The 19,655-nt window shown below is 61.0% G+C and carries 18 protein-coding genes; 7 read left to right on the forward strand and 11 right to left on the reverse strand.

Features of this window, described 5'->3' with window-relative positions:
• Positions 1-27: 27 nt before the first annotated feature.
• Both ACN0SO_RS06575 and ACN0SO_RS06580 read right to left on the reverse strand, forming a co-directional pair.
• Positions 28-612 (reverse strand): TRAP transporter small permease subunit, encoded by a 585-nt coding sequence (locus ACN0SO_RS06575; protein WP_417675783.1) that lies wholly within the window; start codon positions 610-612, stop codon positions 28-30.
• A gap of 84 nt (positions 613-696) precedes the next feature.
• A complete protein-coding gene (locus ACN0SO_RS06580) occupies positions 697-1,800 on the reverse strand; it encodes a TRAP transporter substrate-binding protein (protein ID WP_417675785.1) in 1,104 nt (367 codons plus the stop codon).
• A gap of 728 nt (positions 1,801-2,528) precedes the next feature.
• Between ACN0SO_RS06580 and ACN0SO_RS06585 the strand changes: the two genes are divergently transcribed.
• Positions 2,529-3,851 carry a DUF3422 family protein gene (locus tag ACN0SO_RS06585; protein ID WP_417675787.1) on the forward strand — a complete coding sequence of 441 codons (1,323 nt, stop codon included), beginning with the start codon at positions 2,529-2,531 and terminating at the stop codon, positions 3,849-3,851.
• Positions 3,852-3,921: 70 nt separating this feature from the next.
• On the opposite strand, the gene ACN0SO_RS06590 is transcribed toward ACN0SO_RS06585, so the two are convergent.
• Together ACN0SO_RS06590 and ACN0SO_RS06595 are read right to left on the reverse strand one after the other, a co-directional pair.
• Entirely contained in the window at positions 3,922-4,320 is a 399-nt protein-coding gene (locus tag ACN0SO_RS06590; protein WP_417675789.1) for a c-type cytochrome, read from the reverse strand.
• Positions 4,321-4,517: 197 nt separating this feature from the next.
• Positions 4,518-5,462 carry a LysR family transcriptional regulator gene (locus ACN0SO_RS06595; RefSeq protein WP_417675791.1) on the reverse strand — a complete coding sequence of 315 codons (945 nt, stop codon included), beginning with the start codon at positions 5,460-5,462 and terminating at the stop codon, positions 4,518-4,520.
• A 166-nt stretch (positions 5,463-5,628) separates the two neighbouring features.
• On the opposite strand from ACN0SO_RS06595, the gene ACN0SO_RS06600 reads away from it, so the two are divergent.
• Both ACN0SO_RS06600 and glcE read left to right on the forward strand, forming a co-directional pair.
• On the forward strand, positions 5,629-7,125 hold the full coding sequence (locus ACN0SO_RS06600; protein WP_417675793.1) for an FAD-linked oxidase C-terminal domain-containing protein: 1,497 nt from the start codon (positions 5,629-5,631) through the stop codon (positions 7,123-7,125).
• A gap of 8 nt (positions 7,126-7,133) precedes the next feature.
• Positions 7,134-8,318, forward strand: coding sequence for a glycolate oxidase subunit GlcE (glcE, locus tag ACN0SO_RS06605; protein WP_417675795.1), 1,185 nt, complete (start codon positions 7,134-7,136; stop codon positions 8,316-8,318).
• Between the two features lie 90 nt (positions 8,319-8,408).
• Here the strand turns inward: glcE and ACN0SO_RS06610 are convergent, their stop codons facing one another.
• The gene (locus ACN0SO_RS06610) at positions 8,409-9,062 is read right to left on the reverse strand and encodes a hypothetical protein (RefSeq protein ID WP_417675797.1); all 654 of its coding nucleotides are present in this window, start codon (positions 9,060-9,062) and stop codon (positions 8,409-8,411) included.
• Positions 9,063-9,334: 272 nt separating this feature from the next.
• On the opposite strand from ACN0SO_RS06610, the gene glcF reads away from it, so the two are divergent.
• On the forward strand, positions 9,335-10,657 hold the full coding sequence (gene glcF / locus ACN0SO_RS06615; RefSeq protein WP_417675799.1) for a glycolate oxidase subunit GlcF: 1,323 nt from the start codon (positions 9,335-9,337) through the stop codon (positions 10,655-10,657).
• An 88-nt stretch (positions 10,658-10,745) separates the two neighbouring features.
• On the forward strand, positions 10,746-11,435 hold the full coding sequence (locus tag ACN0SO_RS06620; RefSeq protein WP_417675801.1) for a hypothetical protein: 690 nt from the start codon (positions 10,746-10,748) through the stop codon (positions 11,433-11,435).
• Between the two features lie 54 nt (positions 11,436-11,489).
• On the opposite strand, the gene ACN0SO_RS06625 is transcribed toward ACN0SO_RS06620, so the two are convergent.
• Complete coding sequence (locus ACN0SO_RS06625) at positions 11,490-12,221, reverse strand: L,D-transpeptidase (protein ID WP_417675803.1); 732 nt, start codon at positions 12,219-12,221, stop codon at positions 11,490-11,492.
• Positions 12,222-12,497: 276 nt separating this feature from the next.
• A complete protein-coding gene (locus tag ACN0SO_RS06630; RefSeq protein WP_417675805.1) occupies positions 12,498-13,211 on the reverse strand; it encodes a DUF2927 domain-containing protein in 714 nt (237 codons plus the stop codon).
• Positions 13,212-13,513: 302 nt separating this feature from the next.
• On the opposite strand from ACN0SO_RS06630, the gene ACN0SO_RS06635 reads away from it, so the two are divergent.
• Both ACN0SO_RS06635 and ACN0SO_RS06640 read left to right on the forward strand, forming a co-directional pair.
• Positions 13,514-14,221, forward strand: a complete 708-nt coding sequence (locus tag ACN0SO_RS06635) for a protein phosphatase CheZ (RefSeq protein ID WP_417676399.1) — start codon at positions 13,514-13,516, stop codon at positions 14,219-14,221.
• Between the two features lie 140 nt (positions 14,222-14,361).
• Positions 14,362-15,012 carry a DNA-3-methyladenine glycosylase I gene (locus tag ACN0SO_RS06640; RefSeq protein WP_417675807.1) on the forward strand — a complete coding sequence of 217 codons (651 nt, stop codon included), beginning with the start codon at positions 14,362-14,364 and terminating at the stop codon, positions 15,010-15,012.
• Positions 15,013-15,219: 207 nt separating this feature from the next.
• On the opposite strand, the gene hisG is transcribed toward ACN0SO_RS06640, so the two are convergent.
• From hisG to ACN0SO_RS06660, 4 genes are all read right to left on the reverse strand, one after another.
• Positions 15,220-16,188 carry an ATP phosphoribosyltransferase gene (gene hisG / locus ACN0SO_RS06645; RefSeq protein WP_417675809.1) on the reverse strand — a complete coding sequence of 323 codons (969 nt, stop codon included), beginning with the start codon at positions 16,186-16,188 and terminating at the stop codon, positions 15,220-15,222.
• Positions 16,185-17,318 carry an ATP phosphoribosyltransferase regulatory subunit gene (locus ACN0SO_RS06650; RefSeq protein WP_417675811.1) on the reverse strand — a complete coding sequence of 378 codons (1,134 nt, stop codon included), beginning with the start codon at positions 17,316-17,318 and terminating at the stop codon, positions 16,185-16,187. The genes hisG and ACN0SO_RS06650 overlap by 4 nt, the downstream gene beginning before the upstream one ends.
• A 4-nt stretch (positions 17,319-17,322) precedes the next feature.
• Positions 17,323-18,864 (reverse strand): histidine--tRNA ligase, encoded by a 1,542-nt coding sequence (gene hisS, locus ACN0SO_RS06655; protein ID WP_417675813.1) that lies wholly within the window; start codon positions 18,862-18,864, stop codon positions 17,323-17,325.
• Between the two features lie 141 nt (positions 18,865-19,005).
• Positions 19,006-19,476 carry a group III truncated hemoglobin gene (locus tag ACN0SO_RS06660; protein ID WP_417675815.1) on the reverse strand — a complete coding sequence of 157 codons (471 nt, stop codon included), beginning with the start codon at positions 19,474-19,476 and terminating at the stop codon, positions 19,006-19,008.
• Positions 19,477-19,655 lie beyond the last annotated feature (179 nt).

The raw sequence follows: 19,655 nt of genomic DNA on the forward strand, positions 1-19,655 counted from the left end.
CTTTCATCAAAGAGACATGCTGTCCGGTCAATGGCCGGCGGCGGGCTGGTCTTCGAAGGGATCCTCGGCCAGGATGTCCTCCGTTTCCTTCACGTCGTCCAGGCGTGGCAGCCATTGACCCGTTTTCATGGCGCGCCAGCAGCGTGCGAGTTCGGCAAGTCCCTGCAGCATCAGCAGGAAGCCGGCCACCGGGATCAGGGTCTTGAAGAAATAGACCTGGATGCGCGCCGGGCTGTTCCAGCTCACTTCCTTGTAGCGCCAGCTGTCGGAGGCGATCTCCGCCCCGTACCAGAACAGGGCCAGCATGCCCGGATAGAAGAACAGCAGGTAAAGCAGGAAGTCGACGCGGGCCTGCCAACGGACCGAAAACAGGCGGTAGAGGACATCGCCGCGCACATGGGTGTCCTGGGCCAGGGCATAGGGCCCCGACATCAGGAAGAGGGCGCCATACATCTGCACCATCATGTCGAAGGCCCAAACGGTGGGCGCGTTCAGCACGTAGCGCACGAACACTTCGTAGGAAACGGACAGGGTGAGGATGAGAATGCACCAGCCGAATGCCCGGCCGACCCAGACGCTTAGCCCTTCGATCATATAGATTAGTCTTGTCACGTCAGCCTCTGGAGGTTTGCAGGCAGGAATGCGCAGGGGCCCGTGACGGGTCCCCGCGACAACATCCGGCAAAAGGGGCTCGGATCAGCCGAAGTAGTGCTTGTAGGCCAGCTTGTAGTCGGGCTGGTTGAGGTTCAGGTAGCCCATCACCTCTTTGGCATACTTCTTCTGCGACTCGATCACCTTGGCGAAGAAGGGGTCTTCCTCGGAAATGCGGGTGACAACGGCATCCCAGGCATCGAGCTGAGCGGCCATGACCGCATCCGGCGTGCGGTAAACCTTGACGCCCTGCTCTTCCTGCAGTTTGACGAGGTCTTCCGAGTAGCGCTTGGTGTTGTGCCAGTAGAAGTTCGAGTTCTCCGCATTCGACGCGTGCTTGAGGACGGCCTGGAGCTCGGACGGCAGGTTCTCGTACTTCTTCTTGTTGAAGGTGATTTCGAAGAATTCCTGGCTCTGGTGGAACGACGCCAGCATGTAGTTCTTCGAGACGTCCTGCATGCCGAAGTCGCGGTCGGAGGTCGGGTTGTTGAACTCGGCCGCGTCGATTAGGCCGGACTTCATTGCCGGCTGAATTTCACCGCCGGGAAGCTGCACGACCGAAAGTCCCATCTGCAGCATCACGTCCGCAGCCAGGCCGACCGTGCGGTACTTCAGGCCGTTCATCTGCGCGACATCAGTGATCTGTTCCTTGAACCAGCCGAGCGGCTGTGCAGGCATCGGACTGTTGAAGAAGGAGACGACGTTCAGTCCGAGCGAGGCCATTAGTTCGTCGAACAGCTCCTGGCCACCACCGTAATTGACCCAGCCGAGCACTTCCTGAGAGGACCAGCCGAAGCACGGACCGGTACCGAACAGGGACGCGGTTTTCGATTTGGAGTACCAGTAGGCCGGAACGTAGTGGGCCGCATCGAGCACGCCCCGGTGCACAGCGTCCTGCATCTGGCTGGTCTTGACCACCGAGTCCACCGGCAGCAGGTCGATCTTCAGGTCCTTGCCGGCCATGGCATGGACGGTGTCCACGTAGGACTTGGCGTTTTCAAGAAAGATGCCGCCTCCCCAGGCGGCCTGCATTTTCAGGACGGCCGGCTCGGCGCGCGCCACGGCGGGTGCGGCAAGCGTGCCGGCCGTTGCAGTGGCGGCAAGCGCGCTGCCTTTCAGGAACCGTCTCCTGTTCAGTGTATCAGTCATGATTTTCCTCCCGTTTATGCCGGCTTTGTTTATGGGTATCCCGGACCTAAACAGGATTAGGAAACCATTATCCCCGAAGAAGAACAAGAGGATCTGTATCTTCCAGCTGATTGAACTCAAGAGGAGACTGAGGGGTTTGTTTTGCGGTCAAGTCTTATGTTTAATTTGTTAAATAATAGACTTTCTGTTTTTTTGGGTGCGTTTGTATTGCGTTGCGGAATGACGGCCTCGCATCTGCATCAGGTTGTGTGCCGTGGGGGGTATTTACCGGCGTTCAGAATGGGCCGGTTCGTCGATCGGGCACAGCCTGAGGCTGTTCCGGAACAATTTCGAGAAATGCGAACAAATGAATGCATTTACAAAATGCGAGAAACCGTTTGAGGTATCCGGTTCGAAGGCGCATGTGCTGCTGCCTGTCCGGACGGGTCGCATTGCATGATCCCCAGGGTACCTCGATGGGTGAAAACAGGGCCTTGGGATGGTGTGAAAATTTTGCGGCGCGACAAAGGCTTGAGAAGTCCACCGGTGCCGGGTTATGATTTCTCGCGAAATGAGAATTGTTTCGCGATTTTGCATTCAGTTTTAACGCTGCGTTGAAAATCCTTGTGGATTTATGCCCGCGTCGGGATGGCGCACGTCCATTCCAACCAAAACCCGTGACAAGGCTCCTCTCCATAAGCCATTCTCTGGACTGGTCATCATGGCGAGATGGAAGGACTGGGACAGTCATGGGCGAGAACACAAAGGACACGGCAAGCCCGTTACCGGCCTTCAAAACGCATCCCATGCGCGAGGCCGTTCTGGGGGAGGTGCATGCCCGTCCCTTTCGCCCGCTGTCGGTGCCAAGCATCATCCTGCATTACGCTTTCACCACGACGCCCGAGCAGGCGGCGGCCGATTACGACTGGTTTTCCGACCTCTGCGCCAGCCAGGGCGCGGCAGGGCCTGGAAAGTCGGCGCGCCACCACGTTCTGGGATTTGGCGGGGGGACCCTGAGCTGGGAGCGGCACGCCGAGTTCACCACCTATACGTGGCACGGCCCGGCGACCTCGTCGGATCCATTCGGGCCGCTGCCTGGCACGCATCCGTTCGGGGTCGCATTCCGGGCGCCGGGACCGATGCTGGTGTCGACCCGGCTCGATCTCTGCAAGGCGCCGGCATCGCAGAACTGGCGAAGCCACTATGATCCCGCAAGCCTGACGGTCTTCAAGGTGGAAAACGGTGCGGGGCTCGTCGCGACGGATTTCCGGCCGGACGGGGACGGCATGACCAGGATCGTCGTCTTCAATGAAGCCATGACGCCGATACAGAGCGGCGCGGTGGTGCAGCGCCTTCTGGAAATCGACACCTACCGGACCCTGGCATTGCTCGGTCTTTTCGAGGCAAACGGCAGGCAACCCGAAATCGGTACGATCGAGACGAAACTGATTGATCTGGCCAAGCGGCTCCAGGATACGGCCGGCCTGGAGGAAAACCGCACCCTGCTGGAGCAATTGTCCGGGCTGGCAGCCGAACTCGGCGCCGCCGCGGCGGCAAGCACCTACCGTTTCGCCGCAAGCCGGGCCTATTACGAAATCGTCCTGGCCCGTCTCAGGTCCCTTGGCGAGGAGACCGCGCCCGGTGACTTGAGCATGTCCGCGTTTCTCGGGCGCCGGCTCGGCCCGGCGATGCGGACGTGTCAGGCTCTCGAAACGCGCCAGGACATGCTGTCGGAAAAACTGGCGCGCGCGACGACCCTGTTGCGCACGCGGGTCGATGTGGATCTGGAACAGCAGAACCGGAGCCTGCTGGAATCCATGAACCGGCGCGCGCGCGTTCAACTGCGCCTGCAGCAGACGGTTGAAGGCCTGTCCGTCGCCGCCATCAGCTACTACGTAATCGGCCTGCTGTCCTATCTCGCCAAGGGCGTGAAGACGGCAGGCGTTCCGATGCCCGGACCGGAATTGACCACGGGGCTTGCCGTGCCGGTGGTCGTGGTCGGCATCTGGCTGATCGTGCGCAGGATCCGGTCTCATCACGCGGAAGGCGCCGACGACGAGACCGGGAAATAAACCGGACCTGGAAATGAGAAAGGCCGGCTCGCAGGGAGCCGGCCTTTTTTGTTTTCTACGGGAGGACCGCTTACTTCGTCGAGCCGTCCTCATTGAATTGGGCCAGGTAGGCGATGATGTCGTCGCGGTCCTTTTCCTTTTTCAAGCCCGCAAACGCCATCTTGGTTTTCGGAACGAGGTCTTTCGGCTTCTCCAGGTAGGTATGGAGGATCTCGTCGGTCCACACCTTGTCGCCTTCGGCGAATTCCTTCATGGCCGGAGAATACTTGAAGTCTTCAATGCTGGCGACCTTGCGGCCGACGATGCCGTTCAGCTCCGGTCCGACCTTGTTTTTGGCGTCGGGACCAACGGCATGGCAGGCCTTGCACTTCTTAAAGACCTTCTCGCCCTTGTCCACATCGCCTTCAGCCGATGCGGTAACGGTCAGGGCAAGAAGAGCCGTGCCGGCAATCATTACGAGACGCTTCATTTCATTCTCCCTCAATGATGCGTAATCACATAGCAGTTTTAGAACAAAAAAACGAAGCCCAACGCAAGGGAGCAGCCAGAAAACTTGTTCGGTTTTTCTGGGCTTGAGCGCCTATGTCGCAGGTTCGTGGCAAAACCGCTTACCCCAAAAGAGGCATTCCGTGTCTGAAATTGCAACCGATACATAAGGGTGATTTTTCAACTTGCCTTGGCCGTGCCGGACGAATCCAGCCATGCGTCCAGTCCGGCGTCCCAATAGGGCGAAGGGCCGTAAAGTCCGGCGAGGAAATCGATGAAGACGCGGACCTTCGCCGGCAGAAAACGTCGGCTGGGGTAGACGGCGTGCAGCCCCACATCCTTCGAGGCCCGGTATTGCGGCAGGACGATCTTGAGTTTTCCCTCGCGCAGTTCCGGTCCGATGTCCCAGGTGGAGCGCAGGGCGACGCCGACGCCCGCCAGGAGGCACTCGCGAACCACCTCGCTGGAGTTGGTCCGGATCGGGGCAAGCGTACGCACCGTCTCGATACCGTGCGGGCCCATCAGCCGCCACGGGTCCTGATTGACCGCCGCAAGACAGACGTGATTTTCCAGCAGATCCTCTATGGAAGCCGGTTCGCCGTGCTCGGCCAGATAGCCGGGAGCGGCACACAGGATCCGGTGAACCGGCGCGAGCCTGCGCGCCACGAGGCTGGAATCGGACAGCTCGGCAATGCGGATCGCCAGGTCGTAGCCCTCGCCGACAATGTCCACGAAGTCGTCGCCCAGGTCGAGATTGATCGACAGGTCCGGATTGTCCTTCAGGAATTTTCCGAGATAGGGCGCGATATGCAGTCGGCCGAACGAGGTGGGGGCCGCAACCTTCAGCGTGCCTCGCGCCTGCGCGGAACCGCGGGTCACGAACGCTTCGGCCTCTTCCACGGAGGCAAGAATCGCGACGACGCGCTCGTAGAATCCCTGTCCGGCTTCGGTCATGGCGATCTGACGGGTCGTGCGCTGCAGAAGCCTGGTGCCGAGCTTGTCCTCAAGCCGTCGGATGCGTTTGGAAACAACCGCGGGGGAAAGCGACATCTCCCGGCCCGCCGCCGACATGCTGCCGGCGCCGACGACCCTGGCGAAAATCTCCATGTCCGTGAGATTGCTCATTTTCAACTGCCCGGAAAGATTATTATTGCTTGGCCGGCGTTTCGTCCGGCGCGGTTTTTTGACAGGATTGGCAAACAGCCGGAATCCGATACGGTCAACCGGATTGATTATACGTCTTTTCGGCAATAATAGATCATATTTGTTCGGAAATGGAAAGGGAGAGGCCATGACTGCGATCGCAATGCCGGCGCCGGATGGCGCGGTCATCGCCCGCAGGGCGGACATCGTCAAAGCGCTGCAGGCGATTGTGCCCGGAGAGGGCGTAATCGATGACGAAACCGAAATGCGCCCCTATGAAACCGATGGCCTGACCGCATATCGTCAGCTGCCGCTGATCGTGGTCCTTCCCGAAACCGTGGACCAGGTCTCCCGCGTCCTGCGCTATTGCCACGAGAACGACGTCAAGGTGGTGCCGCGCGGTGCCGGGACGTCGCTTTCCGGAGGCGCGCTGCCTCTTGCCGACGGCGTTCTGCTATCCATGATGAAGTTCAACCGGGTGCTCGACATCGACTATGAGAACCGGGCGGTCGTCGTTCAGCCGGGCGTCACCAATCTCGGGATCACCCGGGCCGTCGAGCATGAAGGTTTTTACTACGCGCCCGATCCCTCGTCCCAGATCGCCTGTTCCATCGGCGGCAACATCGCGGAGAACTCCGGCGGCGTGCATTGCCTGAAATACGGCCTGACGACCAACAATGTGCTCGGCCTGGAAATGGTCCTGATCACCGGCGAGGTGATCCGCCTCGGCGGCAAGCATCTCGACAGCGAGGGCTATGACTTGCTCGGCCTGATGACCGGGTCGGAAGGCCTGCTCGGCGTCGTCACCGAAGTCACCGTGCGCATTCTGCAGAAGCCGGAAACCGCCCGCGCACTCCTGATCGGCTTTCCTTCCAGCGAGGACGGCGGCCGTTGCGTGGCCGACATCATCGGCGCGGGCATCATTCCCGGCGGCATGGAAATGATGGACAAACCGGCCATTCATGCGGCCGAGGATTTCGTCCACGCCGGCTATCCACGGGATGTGGAGGCGCTTCTGATCGTCGAACTCGACGGTCCGGAGGCGGAGGTGGACTACCTGATCGGCCGGGTCGAGGCGATCGCGAAGGACAACAAGGCGAGCCATATCCGGATTTCCGAAAACGAGGAGGAGCGCCTGACCTTCTGGGCCGGACGCAAGGCCGCCTTCCCGGCGGTCGGCCGGATCTCGCCCGACTATCTGTGCATGGACGGAACGATCCCGCGCAGGGAACTGCCGAAAGTGCTGGCGCGCATGCGCGAACTGTCCGACAAGCACGGGTTGCGGGTCGCCAACGTGTTCCATGCCGGCGACGGCAACCTGCACCCGCTCATTCTCTATGATGCCAACAAGCCGGGCGAACTGGATGCCGCAGAAGCCTTCGGCGCGGATATCCTGCGGCTTTGCGTCGAGGTCGGCGGTGTTCTCACCGGCGAGCACGGGGTCGGCATCGAGAAGCGCGACCTGATGACGGACATGTTTTCCGAAGACGACCTGAAGCAGCAGCAGCGGGTCAAATGCGCCTTCGACGACAAGCACCTGCTGAACCCGGGCAAGGTGTTCCCGGTACTGCACCGCTGCGCCGAGCTCGGCAAGATGCATGTTCATAAAGGACAGCTTCCGTTCCCGGACATCCCTCGTTTCTAGGAAATCCCATGGACGCGACACTGAAACCGCGCGATACGCGCGAAACCTGCGAAGCGGTCAAATGGGCCGCTGCCGAGCACACGCCGCTGGAAATCATCGGCCAGGGCTCCAAGCGCGCGCTCGGCCGCCCGGTCCAGGCGGCGCATGTGCTCGATCTCTCCGACCTGAACGGCGTGGATGTCTACGAGCCGGCCGAACTCGTGCTCACGGTGAAGGCGGGAACGCCGATCAAGGACGTCGAGGCGCTGGTGGCTCAAAGCGGCCAGGAACTGTCGTTCGAGCCGATGGACTACGGTCCGCTCCTGGGCGAGGCGCCGGGCAGGGGAACGGTCGGCGGCGTTCTGGCCGCCAACCTCTCCGGTCCGCGCCGGATCAAGGCAGGGGCTGCCCGCGATCATATCCTGGGTATGGAGGCAGTCTCCGGCCGTGGCGAGATCTTCAATTCCGGCGGCCGGGTCGTGAAGAACGTCACCGGTTATGATTTGCCGCGTGCGCTCTGCAGTTCCTGGGGAACGCTGGCGGTGGCCACCACGGTTACGCTGAAGGTCAATCCGAAGCCGGAAACCAGCGCGAGTTTCCGCCTCACCGGCCTGTCCGACGAGGACGCGGTCAAAGCCATGTGCGCGGCCATGGGATCGTCGGCGGAAGTCTCCGGAGCGGCCCATCTCCCGGCCGACATCGAAGGCGGCGAAGGTCAAACGTTGCTCCGGCTGGAGGGCTTCGCGACCTCGGTCGATTACCGGTTCGACACCTTGAGGAAGCTGCTGGCTCCTTTCGGCACGCCGACCCGCATCCAAAACGAGGAATCGGCGACGTTATGGGCAAGGGTCCGCGACGTGATGCCGTTCGCCGGAGGCAGGACGCCGGTCTGGCGCATATCCGTGGCGCCGGCGTCTGGCGCGGACCTGGTCGCGCACTTGCGGGACAAACTGGACCTGCAGGCGTTCTACGACTGGTCCGGAGGTCTTGTCTGGCTGAATTGTCTCGACGGCGAGGTTCACGACGTGCCCATCCGGGACGCAGTGGCCGATTGCGGCGGCGGTCACGCGACGCTTGTGCGGGCCGATGCGCCGGTGCGCGCCTCCGTTCCCGTTTTCCAGCCGCAGCCTGATGCGCTTGCGGCCCTTGCCCAACGGGTCAAGGAGCAGTTCGATCCGCATGGCATTCTCAATCCCGGTCGGATGGTTCCCTGAACACTCATATGAGCTGACAAAAAGCGCCGGGGAAGCGAATTGCTTCCCCGGCGCTTTTTGTCGGGAGCAGGCAGGCTGCAGCGGCCATGATCAGGCGCGCGGCGGTGCCTTCTTCAGGCCGGCGTTGCACTTGACGGTCAGGTCATACGTCATGCTGCCGCGCTGGTTCGTGGTGTTCTTTAGGCTCCACTTGTTGTTTTTCGCGGCCTTCTTACGGGCGGCCACGGCATCGAGTTCGAAGTAGGCACGTGCCTTCACCGTCCAGTTCTTCGACAGGACGTCCGTCTTCGACAGGCCCTTTTTCATCTGGTTCAACAGGTTGAGTTCGCACTGCTTTTTCGGATCGGAGCCGTGCCAGGCAAGCTTGTGAACCGGGATCTCCGGCTTGAAGCCGATGCTGACCGTCCGCTTGGAGCCGGACCCGACATCCCGGTACTTGAAGCTCTTGTGCCAGGCATTGCCGCTGCCTTCGAAATAAAGCACGTTATGGAAGGAACCGAGCTTCATGGCGACAATGCGTTCGCCGTTGGTGGCCTTGGCATAGAGGTTCAGCAGGAAGCGGTGGCTGGGGGTCTTGATCTTGGTGTAGCCGTTTGCGTCGGCGGAAACCTCGATGACCTTCACGTCGATGCCGTCCTGCTTGACGCTGACCTTTTCGATCCAGTCCTTGGCAAAACCGGCCGAGGTCATGGTGAGCAGCGCTGCTGCGGTCAGGGCGGTCCGGAAAATTGCTTTCGTCTGCATAATTTTCTCCAAATAGATGTCTTAATCAAACCCACGGGAAGACATATGGTGGCTCTGCCTTGAATGGCGCCTGAAGCCGTCGTTCAAACTCCGTTCATCTGTCCGTGAACTTTTCGCGGAATTTCGAAAGTCCTGTGCGGGAGATCGGGTTCGATGCGGCACAAGCATCTGCTATAGGTTTGATTGCAAAGGGAGAGGATCGCCGCCGGCTGTGACCCGACCGGCTGGTCGAGCAGGCCGGATTGACGGTCGATTGATGGAACCGAGGACACATGCAGACCAATTTCACCGCCGAGCAGTTATCTGACAGTGCTGTCGCGGAATCGGAAAAGATCCTGCGCAAATGCGTCCATTGCGGGTTCTGCACGGCAACCTGTCCGACCTTCACCCTGTTGGGCGACGAACTCGACAGTCCCCGCGGGCGGATCTACCTGATCAAGGATATGCTGGAAAACAGCCGTCCTGCGGATGCCCGCGTGGTCAAGCATATCGACCGCTGCCTGTCGTGCCTGTCCTGCATGACGACCTGCCCGTCCGGGGTGCATTACATGCATCTGGTCGATCATGCCCGGGCGCATATCGACAAGACCTACAAGCGGCCCCTGGCCGACCGGCTGCTGCGGGAGCTGCTGGCTTTCGTCCTGCCCCATCCGGGCCGGTTCCGGCTGGCGTTGGTGGGCGCGTTTTTCGCGCGGCCCATGGCGGGTCTCCTGAAAACCTTCGGCGGTTCTTTTGCAAAGTTGGGCGCCATGCTGGAACTGGCGCCGGCAAAGGCGCAGGGGATCTCGCATATGGCGGGGCCTGCCTGCTTTCCCGCGGAGACGGGTCAGCGGAAGGGGCGGGTCGCGATCCTGTCCGGTTGCGCCCAGCCGGTCCTGAAGCCGTCGATCAACGAGGCGACCATCCGCCTGTTGCAGCGTGCCGGCTATGAGATCGTCCTGCCGGAAGGCGAGGGCTGCTGCGGCGCGCTGGTCCATCACATGGGCAAGGAAGAGGCCGCCCTTGAAAATGCCCGGCGCAACGTGGATGCCTGGACCCGCGAGATCGAGGGGGAGGGGCTCGACGCCATCCTGATCACCGCATCCGGCTGCGGCACCACGGTCAAGGACTACGGTTTCATGTTGCGCGAGGATCCGGTCTATGCGGAAAAGGCGGAACGGGTATCCGCGCTGACGAAGGACATCACCGAATTTCTCACCGGCGTCGAACTGGGCGAACCGGCCTTCGCGCCAAACCTGACCGTTGCCTACCATTCCGCCTGCTCGATGCAGCACGGCCAGAAAATTACCCGTGAACCCAAGGATCTGCTGAAGGCCGCGGGCTTTGTGGTCAAGGATGTGCCGGAAGGCCACCTGTGCTGCGGTTCGGCCGGGACCTACAACATCCTTCAGCCGGAGCTGGCCAGGAAACTGCGTGACCGCAAGGTCGCCAATATCGAAAAGACCGCGCCGGATCTGGTCGCCACCGGCAATATCGGCTGCATGACACAGATCGGTACGGGATCGGATCTTCCGATCGTCCACACCGCCGAACTTCTGGACTGGGTCTACGGTGGGCCGGTACCGGAAGGGCTTGAGCAGGTCTACCGTCTGTAGCCGCCGATACCTGCCTGGATCGCTCCATCCGGTCGGCTTTTTGAAAATTACCGCCCGAGCCACCATATTGATCGGGTTGGAAAATCAGGTGGAAGTCTTGTCGGCCGGAAGCAGCCATACAGCAATCGTCAGCCTCGGCATGTCCTGCCAGAGTTCGCGGCAGATCCGCACCAGTCTGGATACTCTGAGCACAGCGCTGGAAGAGACATTCGAGCGGGAGCGGCATTTCTTCGACGGCCTCATCGCTCCGGTCGACGGCATGGCAGCTCTGTTTGAGGATGACTTTCCGCTCTTTCAACGCGATCAGATCGAGCCGGGTCCGGGACACCCGACCTGGCAGCCCTACGGGATCCGGTTTCTGCATCATTTTCGTACGGATGACGAAGACGCCGATATCGATGCGCACTTCGACGAGGAACGCTCGCGCTTCGGCTATATGAGGGAGAAACTTGCCGACCTTGCGAACCGCCGGCGTGTCGTTTTCGTCATTTCCAACAGCCAGAACAATCTGGCCGAGGTGGCCGCGGAAACAGGGATGGGGTCCATCGCCTTTAAAACCGGTGAGCTGAACCGCCTGCAGACAGCGGTCGACCGGTTTCTCGGAAGATCATGCGAGTATCTCGTGGTCAGTTATCCGGACCGCCACGGCGGCATCACCCATCCCGAATTGACGGTCCTGCGGCCCGATGACAGCGAATGGACGGGCGACAAGGCGCAATGGCGCGCCCTATTTCAGGACTATTTCGGCCAGCCGAAACGGCTGTCTTTCGCCGTCTGAATGGAAAACCCCGCCGAAGCAGGGCTTTCCATGACTTGTTTGGCTTGAACGCCCTCAGATCACGTGCACCTCGGTGCCCACGCCGACGCGTTCATAAAGGTCTTCGACATCCTGGTTGCGCATGCGGATGCACCCTGACGAGACGGCATGGCCGATGGTCCAGGGCTGGTTGGAGCCGTGAATCCGGTAGAGCGTCGAGCCCAGATAGAGCGCACGCGCGCCAAGCGGATTTCGCGGGCCCCCTTCCATGAAGGTCGGCAGATCCGGGCGGCGCTGGAGCATTTCTTTCGGAGGGCGCCAGTCCGGCCATTCGGCCTTGCGTGTGATCTTGTGGGTGCCGGCCCACTCAAAGCCGGGCTTGCCGACACCGACACCGTAACGGCGCGCGGTCCCGTCCCGCTGAACCAGATAGAGATAGCGCTGCTCGGTATTGATGATGATCGAGCCCGGTTTGTAGGGGCCGTCATAGTCCACGATCGTCGGCAGGAACCTGGGTTCGATCTGGCGCTGCGGCCTGCGTGCGGCCGTCTGCACCGAAGCTGTCTGGCGACGGGAGGCGGTCTGCGGATGCCCGCCGAACAGCCAGTTGCGTGTTCTGGGCGGTTGAGCCTGGCGCCTCTGCATCTGCCGCTGGCCCTGTGGCCGAAGCTGGAGGATCCAGGGCTCGGTCAGGTTCGGGCTGAGCACCAGGGGCGGCGGGGCCGCGCGGCCGATGTTGCCGGCGAACGCCGGTTCACAAACGGGTGCAAGGGCAATCAGGACTGCCAATGGAATAAATCGGAACATAGATGAACTCGCTACAAATCATCAGACCTGTCCGGTGCGTCACCGCACTGGTTAAGCCAAGGCCTCGAATTTGAGGTCGCGGCTTAAGACACTGGCAATCATGTTAGAAACGGAAGGATAGCCATTGGTGAATCGCGGCGTAACCATGCGCAAAAATTGCGAGGATGGTTAGCATTCGGTTTCGATTTACGATTTACAAACATTTAACGCCGGCGGCGGTCTGGCGACCGTGAAATCGACGCCGATGATTCAAAAGGGGAATTCGGAAAAGCCTGGTTAATTTACCCGCCGGCGCGCGTCGCGGGCGACCAGCGGCAGAATGTTCTGAAGCTGGGTTGTCGACATGCCCGGCTTGATCCGCGGGTCGTAGAGCATGTTCAAAAGGATCTGGTCGAAGGCTGTAAACCGGCTGTGGTGCGACCGGTCGTTAAACACCGAATGGATCAGGGTATCGTCGTCGTTCATGGGACCGAGCCCTTGAAGGACCTCTTCGACCAGACAGCGGTGGAACAGGAATTCTCCCTCGTCGGAGACGATAACGGCGGCGGATCGCTTGATGCCTCGGGAGCCGGATACGACCCTGACAAGGCATCGGCCCGGCGGATCGATCTTCGAGTTCTTGTAGACATCCTTCTGAACGACTTCCCGGTACTGGGACCGGTCGACGACAAAGACCTGGAAATTGGCGCTGTCGGCACTGCTGGCGAAATCCGTTTTCAGCCCGTGGACCTTGCGCCCCAGGTTTCGGATAAAGGAATTCACCATCGGCTTGCGGTTCTTGCGTGAAAGATTGTGGACGTAGAACCGTACCGGCACCGTATATTTTTTCACCAGGTAAGGACGCCAACTCCAGGCGCGGTATTCCAGCCCGAAGACCGTCTTGTGAAAACCCGCAAGAAGTTCTTCGGTCGAAAACGTGTCCGAGGCGGCAACTGCCGGACCGGCCGCAATGCTGACCGAGAGCAGAATGGAGTACAGAATCCGGCGCATGGATGTCATTGATGCCGATGTCGGTTTCAAACAGGAGCCTGACCGGCCGCTGCAAGAATGTGGCTTACCGGTGTCGCAAAGGGAACTTAGCGAATGCCTTGACCAGACGGAAACAAAAAATTCGGCAGGCCGGCCGTAACGACAACTTGCTGAAGAAATATTTCTCTCAAAAACAATTCCTTAAAACATCCAAGCCTATACCTAGGAAAATTGATGCTCTGTGGTAGCGGAGCAGAGTGAAGACGACTGGAGAGGGCATGGCCGCTATCAGGAGATCCTTTCGGGCTGAAAGCTTGATGCGTATGCAGACGGGGGCGAATGAAGATCCTGCCGCCCGTGATGCGCATCGTCACCGTGAACTGATGGAGGAAATCAGCTCCCTGAAGAGCATGATCTCCAGCGGGCTTCAGGGGCAGCAGCCGGCTGTCGACCCTCAGGAAGTCAGTGCGAAGTTCATGGAGGAGTTCCGCAAGGAGCTTTCCGAAGCCGCCAAGCTCAAGGTCGAGCTTGACGCGATCTATGAAGCGATCGCCCAGACCAAGAAGGAAATCGCCACGCTGCACCAGACGACCGGTTCGGAAGGCGAGGAGATGACCCGCGTCACCAACGAACTTGATGCGGTGGTCAGCGGTACCGAGGGTGCGACCGAGAATATTCTCACCGCTGCCGAGTTTATCGACGAGACAGCCAATACCCTGTCCGCCCGCCTCAAGGGACAGGACGCGGAAATGGCCGGTGATATCCAGGACAAGGTCGTGCAGATCTTCGAGGCCTGTAACTTCCAGGACCTGACCGGTCAGCGCATTACCAAGGTGGTCGGCACCCTTCGGTTCGTCGAGGACCGGATCATGAAGATGATGGACATCTGGGGCGGGATCGAGAGCTTCAAGGAAATCGAAGCCGAGCAGAGGGCCGCGGCCGAAGGCGATGCCGCCCTTCTCAACGGCCCATCCCTGCATTCCGATATGGATGTGGCGACTCAGGACGACATCGACGCCCTGTTTTCCTGATAGCCGTTGCTTTCCTCACGCAGTGTTTTTGAAGAACCCGGCTGTTCAGCCGGGTTTTTTGTTGACCTCTTGAAGGTGGGGCTGAAATCGTGCCATAAGAACAAAAGGTGAATATTGAAGTTTCTGGAAGGAGGACGCAGATGGAACCGGTCATGGATCCGAACACAGGCCTCATTCGGGGCGAGGATGGCAGCGACCGCTGCTGGTGGCACGGCGGTCTGGACGACTACCGCCGTTACCATGACACCGAATGGGGCTGGCCGATTGCCGATGACCGCAGGCTGTTTGAGAAGATCTGCCTGGAAGGGTTTCAGGCCGGCCTGTCATGGCTGACCATTCTCCGCAAACGCGACGCTTTCCGAAAGGCCTTTGCCGGCTTCGATTTCGAAAAGGTCTCGGAATTCGGCGAGCCGGACATCGAGAGATGCCTGCTGGACAAGGGGATTGTCCGTCACCGCAAGAAGATCGAATCCACCATCAACAATGCCAGGCGGGCACTGGAGCTTCGGGACGAATTCGGGTCCCTGGCCGCCTATTTCTGGCGCTTTGAGCCGGGCCCGGAAGATCGGCCGAAGAAGATCGATTTTCCGACGGCCAAGACCCTTGCGACGTCTCCCCAAAGCGTTGCCCTGTCGAAGGATCTGAAGAAACGCGGCTGGAGTTTTGTCGGGCCGACGACGGTCTATGCCTTCATGCAGGCCATGGGACTGGTGAACGACCACCTGGAAGGGTGCTGCTGCCGGCAGCCGATCGAAAGCGCGCGTGCGGACTTCTCCCGACCCCGGAATTAGACGGCCACGGATTTGATGGGACTGCAAATTTCCGCCGGCCGGAGTGATCCGGTACGCCCGATCATGCGTAACACCCATGAACGCATCGGCACGTGACCCCACCTGTCTGCAACGATGTGTTCAAACTTGCCGATACTCCGTCCCTTGAAGAGACGGGTATTTTCCTGGGGCCGCCGTGAGCGGCCCCTTTTTTATGCGCGCCCCGCCTTAAGGCCGGACCTTCTCCAGCAGTGGTTCGAACAGGCGGTTCTCCCGCTTGAACACGTATTCCAGCGTTTCCACTGTGACCGTATCCGCACCACCGGCCTCGATGAGGATCTTGGCGCAGTCCGGAACGGCCTTCTTCGAACAGAGCAGGGTCAGCACCGACTGTTCGGTGGTGGTGAAGGGTTCGCTGGCACCGAGTTTTTCCGCAGCAGCCAGAGCGGCTGCGCGGTCTTTCACGCTCGCCTTGACCAGACGGGTGTCCCGGGCCTGTTCTTCCGCCGCCACACGGTCGAGAATGGCGCGGGCGCCGGCCAGGGCCTCTTCGGACCAGTCCGCGTTGCGGGAGGCGACCAGGTGCGCCTGGCTCTTCAGGATGACGCCGTCGGCCAGGATCTTGAGGTTGTTGGCGGTCAGCGTGGAGCCGGTGGTGGTGATATCCACGATCAGTTCGGCGGAGCCTGCCGCCGGTGCGCCTTCCGTAGCGCCGGCGCTCTCCACGATGCGGTAGTCGGCAATCCCGTGGCGGGCGAAAAAGGCTCGGGTCAGGGTGACGTATTTCGTCGCCACGCGCAGGCGACGTCCATGCCGGTTGCGGAAATCGGAGGCCACATCGCCGAGGTCGGCCATGGTTTCCACGTCGATCCAGGCATTGGGCACGGCAACCACCACATCGGCCGGACCGAAGCCGAGCGGTGTCACGATGTGCACGTTCGTATCCGGATCGGTGATGTTTTCATGTACGAGGTCGAGACCGGTTATGCCGAAGTGCACGCTACCGGCGGACAGCTCGCGGGCGATCTCGGACGCCGACAGGAAGGCGATCTCCACGGTGTCCAGTCCGGCAATCGCGCCGCGGTAATTGCGCGCGCCGCCCGGCTGCAGCACCTTCAGGCCGGCGCGGCCGAAGAAGTCGTGGGTGTTTTCCTGCAAGCGGCCCTTGGACGGAATGGCGATGGTGAGCTTCGTCATTGGCTGCGCCCTGAAATTTCTGCAATCCGGTCGAGCCAGATGGAAAAGCCGATTGCCGGAACTTCCGTGCCCGCGCCAAGCAGCTTGAGGAGGCGGTCATAGCGCCCGCCACCGACCAGTTGGCCGCCGGCCTCCGCGTTCTTGCTGTGAATTTCGAATACGAAGCCGGTGTAATAATCGAGCCGCCGGCCGAAATCCGCCGCGAAGGTCAGGTTGGCGGGATCGATGCCTTTGGCCCGGATGGCTTCAAGCCGGTTCCTGTAGCCCGCGATTGCGTCGTTCAGGTCGAGGCCCGTGTTGCTTGCAAAGGTCTGGAGCTCCGACAGGCTGTCGGCGGCATTGCCGCGAATGGCGAGGAAGGACTTCAGCACCTCGGCCGCGCGCGCATGATTGCCCGAGCCGTTGGCCAAGGCGGCCTGTTCCAGGAAGCGGTCGGCAATTTCGCTCGGTGTCCTGCCGCCGACGGCCGAAATGCCGGCGATCGACAAAAGGTCTTCGACGACCGCATGGGCGGCTTCCGGATCCGCGCCTTCAAGGGCCGCCAGAAAGCCAAGCCGGACATCCCTTGTGTCGTCGCTCGACTGGTCCGTACCGGCCATGCGGCCGATGGCGGCCGACAGCTTGTCGGTTTCGCCGAAGAGATCGCGCAGGCGCCGTTGCCAGACGGCAGGAAGGTCAAGCCCGCTCAGGACGGAGGCGAAAAGCGTTTCGTCGCCGATGAGAATGTTGCGGTCCCGGATGTCGAAAACGTCGAGAGCTGCGACCGCAAGGCCGAGCATGTCCGCGTCCGCTTCGTCCCGGTCGTCCCGGCCGAGGCTTTCCGCGCCCAATTGCGGGATTTCCCCGCTGCCCTGGGCCCGTTGCCGGAACACCGGTCCCGAATAACAGTAGTCGGCGCGCCGTCCGGCATCGCCGCGTTCCAGGTGCTGACGGCAGACCGGAATGGTGAAATCCGGACGCAGGCACAGATCCGACCCGTCCGGACCGCTGGTCAGGAACAGGCGGCGGCGGATATCCTCGCCCGTGAGGTCCAGAAACGTGTTCGCCGGCTGCAGGATCGGCGGTTCGACGGTCAGGTGACCGGCATCCTGAAACAGCTTGAGGACAGTGTCGATCCGGGCCTGGCTCATCATCTCACCGGCCCTCGATTGCCCGTCTGCGGTCTTCGGCCTGGTCGGCCAGAAGCTGCCGGACGGTATCCACCAGCGCGTCTTCCTTCACGGTGACCTGTGCCGGACGGCTTTCGCGCCAGGTGACGTTGTCGGTGATCTCTTCCGACAGGAGCTTGCCCTCGATCAGGTCCTTGATCTGGATCTCGCCCGCGTCCCGCTCGTCGGAGCCCTGGATGATGGCGATCGGACAATCGCGCCGGTCGGCGTATTTGAGCTGGTTGCCGAACTTCTTCCAGTTGCCCTGGTACATTTCGGCCCGGATGCCGGCAGCGCGCAGGTCCTGAACCATCTTCTGATAGCGGGCGAGCGCGGCTGTCTCGCCGTCCATCACCGTCACCAGAACAGGCGCGACCACATCCGCCGAACCGAGCTTGCCCAGGTTCTTCAGGGCGGTCATCAGGCGCGATACGCCGATGGAAAAGCCGGTGGCCGGCACGTCGCGTCCGGTGAAGCGCTTGACCAGACCGTCATAGCGCCCGCCGCCGCCGACCGAGCCGAACTGGACCACTTCGCCCTTTTCGTTGGTCACGTCGAACAGGAGCTCCGCCTCGTAGACCGGGCCGGTGTAATACTCCAGGCCGCGCACGACCGATGGATCGATGGAGATCCGGTCGGACATGTAGCCCGCACCCTTGACGAGGTCGGAGATCAGCTTCAGTTCGGTAAAGCCGGCCTCGAAATGCTCGTTGATGGCGAATTTCGAAAGGGCCGCCGTCTTGAAGGTCAGGTCGTTGGTATAGTCGACCAGGTCGTCTATGGCCGAAGCGTCCAGAATTTCCAGGATCGCCTCGATGGCATCCGGGTGCAGCTTTGCACCTGCGGTGAAGTCTCCGCTCTCGTCCTTGCGGCCGTCACCGAGAAGCAGGCGGACGCCTTCGGAGCCGAACTTGTCGTGCTTGTCCATGGCGCGCAGCACGGTCAGGCGGCGTTCGCTTTCTTCCTCGCCGCCGAGGCCGATGGCCTCCATGACGCCGTCCAGGACCTTACGGTTGTTGACCCGGATGACATAGTCGCCACGTGCGATGCCGAGCGCTTCCATCGTGTCGGACATCATCATGCACATTTCCGCATCGGCCTGGACGCCAGGCGCGCCGACCGTGTCGGCGTCGAACTGCATGAACTGGCGGAACCGGCCGGGGCCGGGCTTTTCGTTGCGGAACACCCATCCGGCCCGGTAGGTCCGGTAGGGGAGTTGGATGTCGTTGATGTTTTCCGACACGTGGCGGGCAAGCGGCGCAGTCAGGTCGTAGCGCAGGCTCATCCACTGCTCGTCGTCGTCCTGTACGGAGAACACGCCGGCATTCGGCCGGTCCGTGTCCGGCAGGAACTTGCCGAGGCAGTCGGTGTATTCGAAGGCCGGCGTTTCGACCGGATCGAAGCCGTATTTTTCATAAACTTCGCGGATCCGTCCGAGCAGCTCGTCCGTTGCCCGGATGTCGCTGGCAGACCGGTCGACGAAGCCGCGCGGCAGGCGGGCTTTCAGCTTGTTTGGTTTCTTGGCCATGAAATCTTAAACGTCCCGGCGAGCTCTTTTGAATTCCTGAGCGGTACTCGACGAAACCGATACCTACTGGAACCCCAATTCACGCGCTGTCCTAGACGAAACGTCGTTCAAGGGCAAGGAGCGTGGCGGGTCAGGCTTAACTCAGGTTGTGCTTTGAGCCTGGGTGTCGTCCGTGGTCAGAAAACCCGGAACCTTGTCGAACGGAGAGGCGATGGTCGCCATCCACAGGCTTTGGGCGATTTTTTCCGCCTGGCGGATGACGACGCGGGCGGCAGCCTCATCCTTGAAGACCTCGAAGGCGGTTTCCCGGAACAGTTCCAGCCAGATCCGGTAATCCTCGGAGACGACTTCTTTCAGTTTGGAGTGGGTGGGAACCGGCTGTCCCTTGTATTCTCCGGTCTTGAGCAGAACCGTTCGCCAGAAGGCCTTCATTTTGCCAAGGTGCGGCTCCCAGCGTCCATCGAGTCTTCGGTCGAAAACCGGGCCCAGCCGGTCGTCTTCGCGGATCCGTCCGTAGAACGTGTCGACCAGGGCGGAAATCTGCGCGCTGTCGATGGAGGGATGCGCCGGCTGCCTGCGAACGGCGGGGCGAATATCGATGCTCTGTTCCATGTCGCTTCCGTTCAAAAATTCCCGTTGGTTGCTCCTGATGTAGGGACTGACGTCCTTGCCGGCCAGCAAAATTAAGCCGGTTTTAGGGTCTGTGTGGCAAAGGGTCCCATGAAAAAGGCGTCATCACGCTCGGTTTGCAACGAATAGTGTTTGGGATATGGTCCCGGCCACTTTATCCC

Origin of the sequence: Roseibium sp. (genome assembly GCF_048260565.1) — a bacterium.
Classification (GTDB): domain Bacteria; phylum Pseudomonadota; class Alphaproteobacteria; order Rhizobiales; family Stappiaceae; genus Roseibium.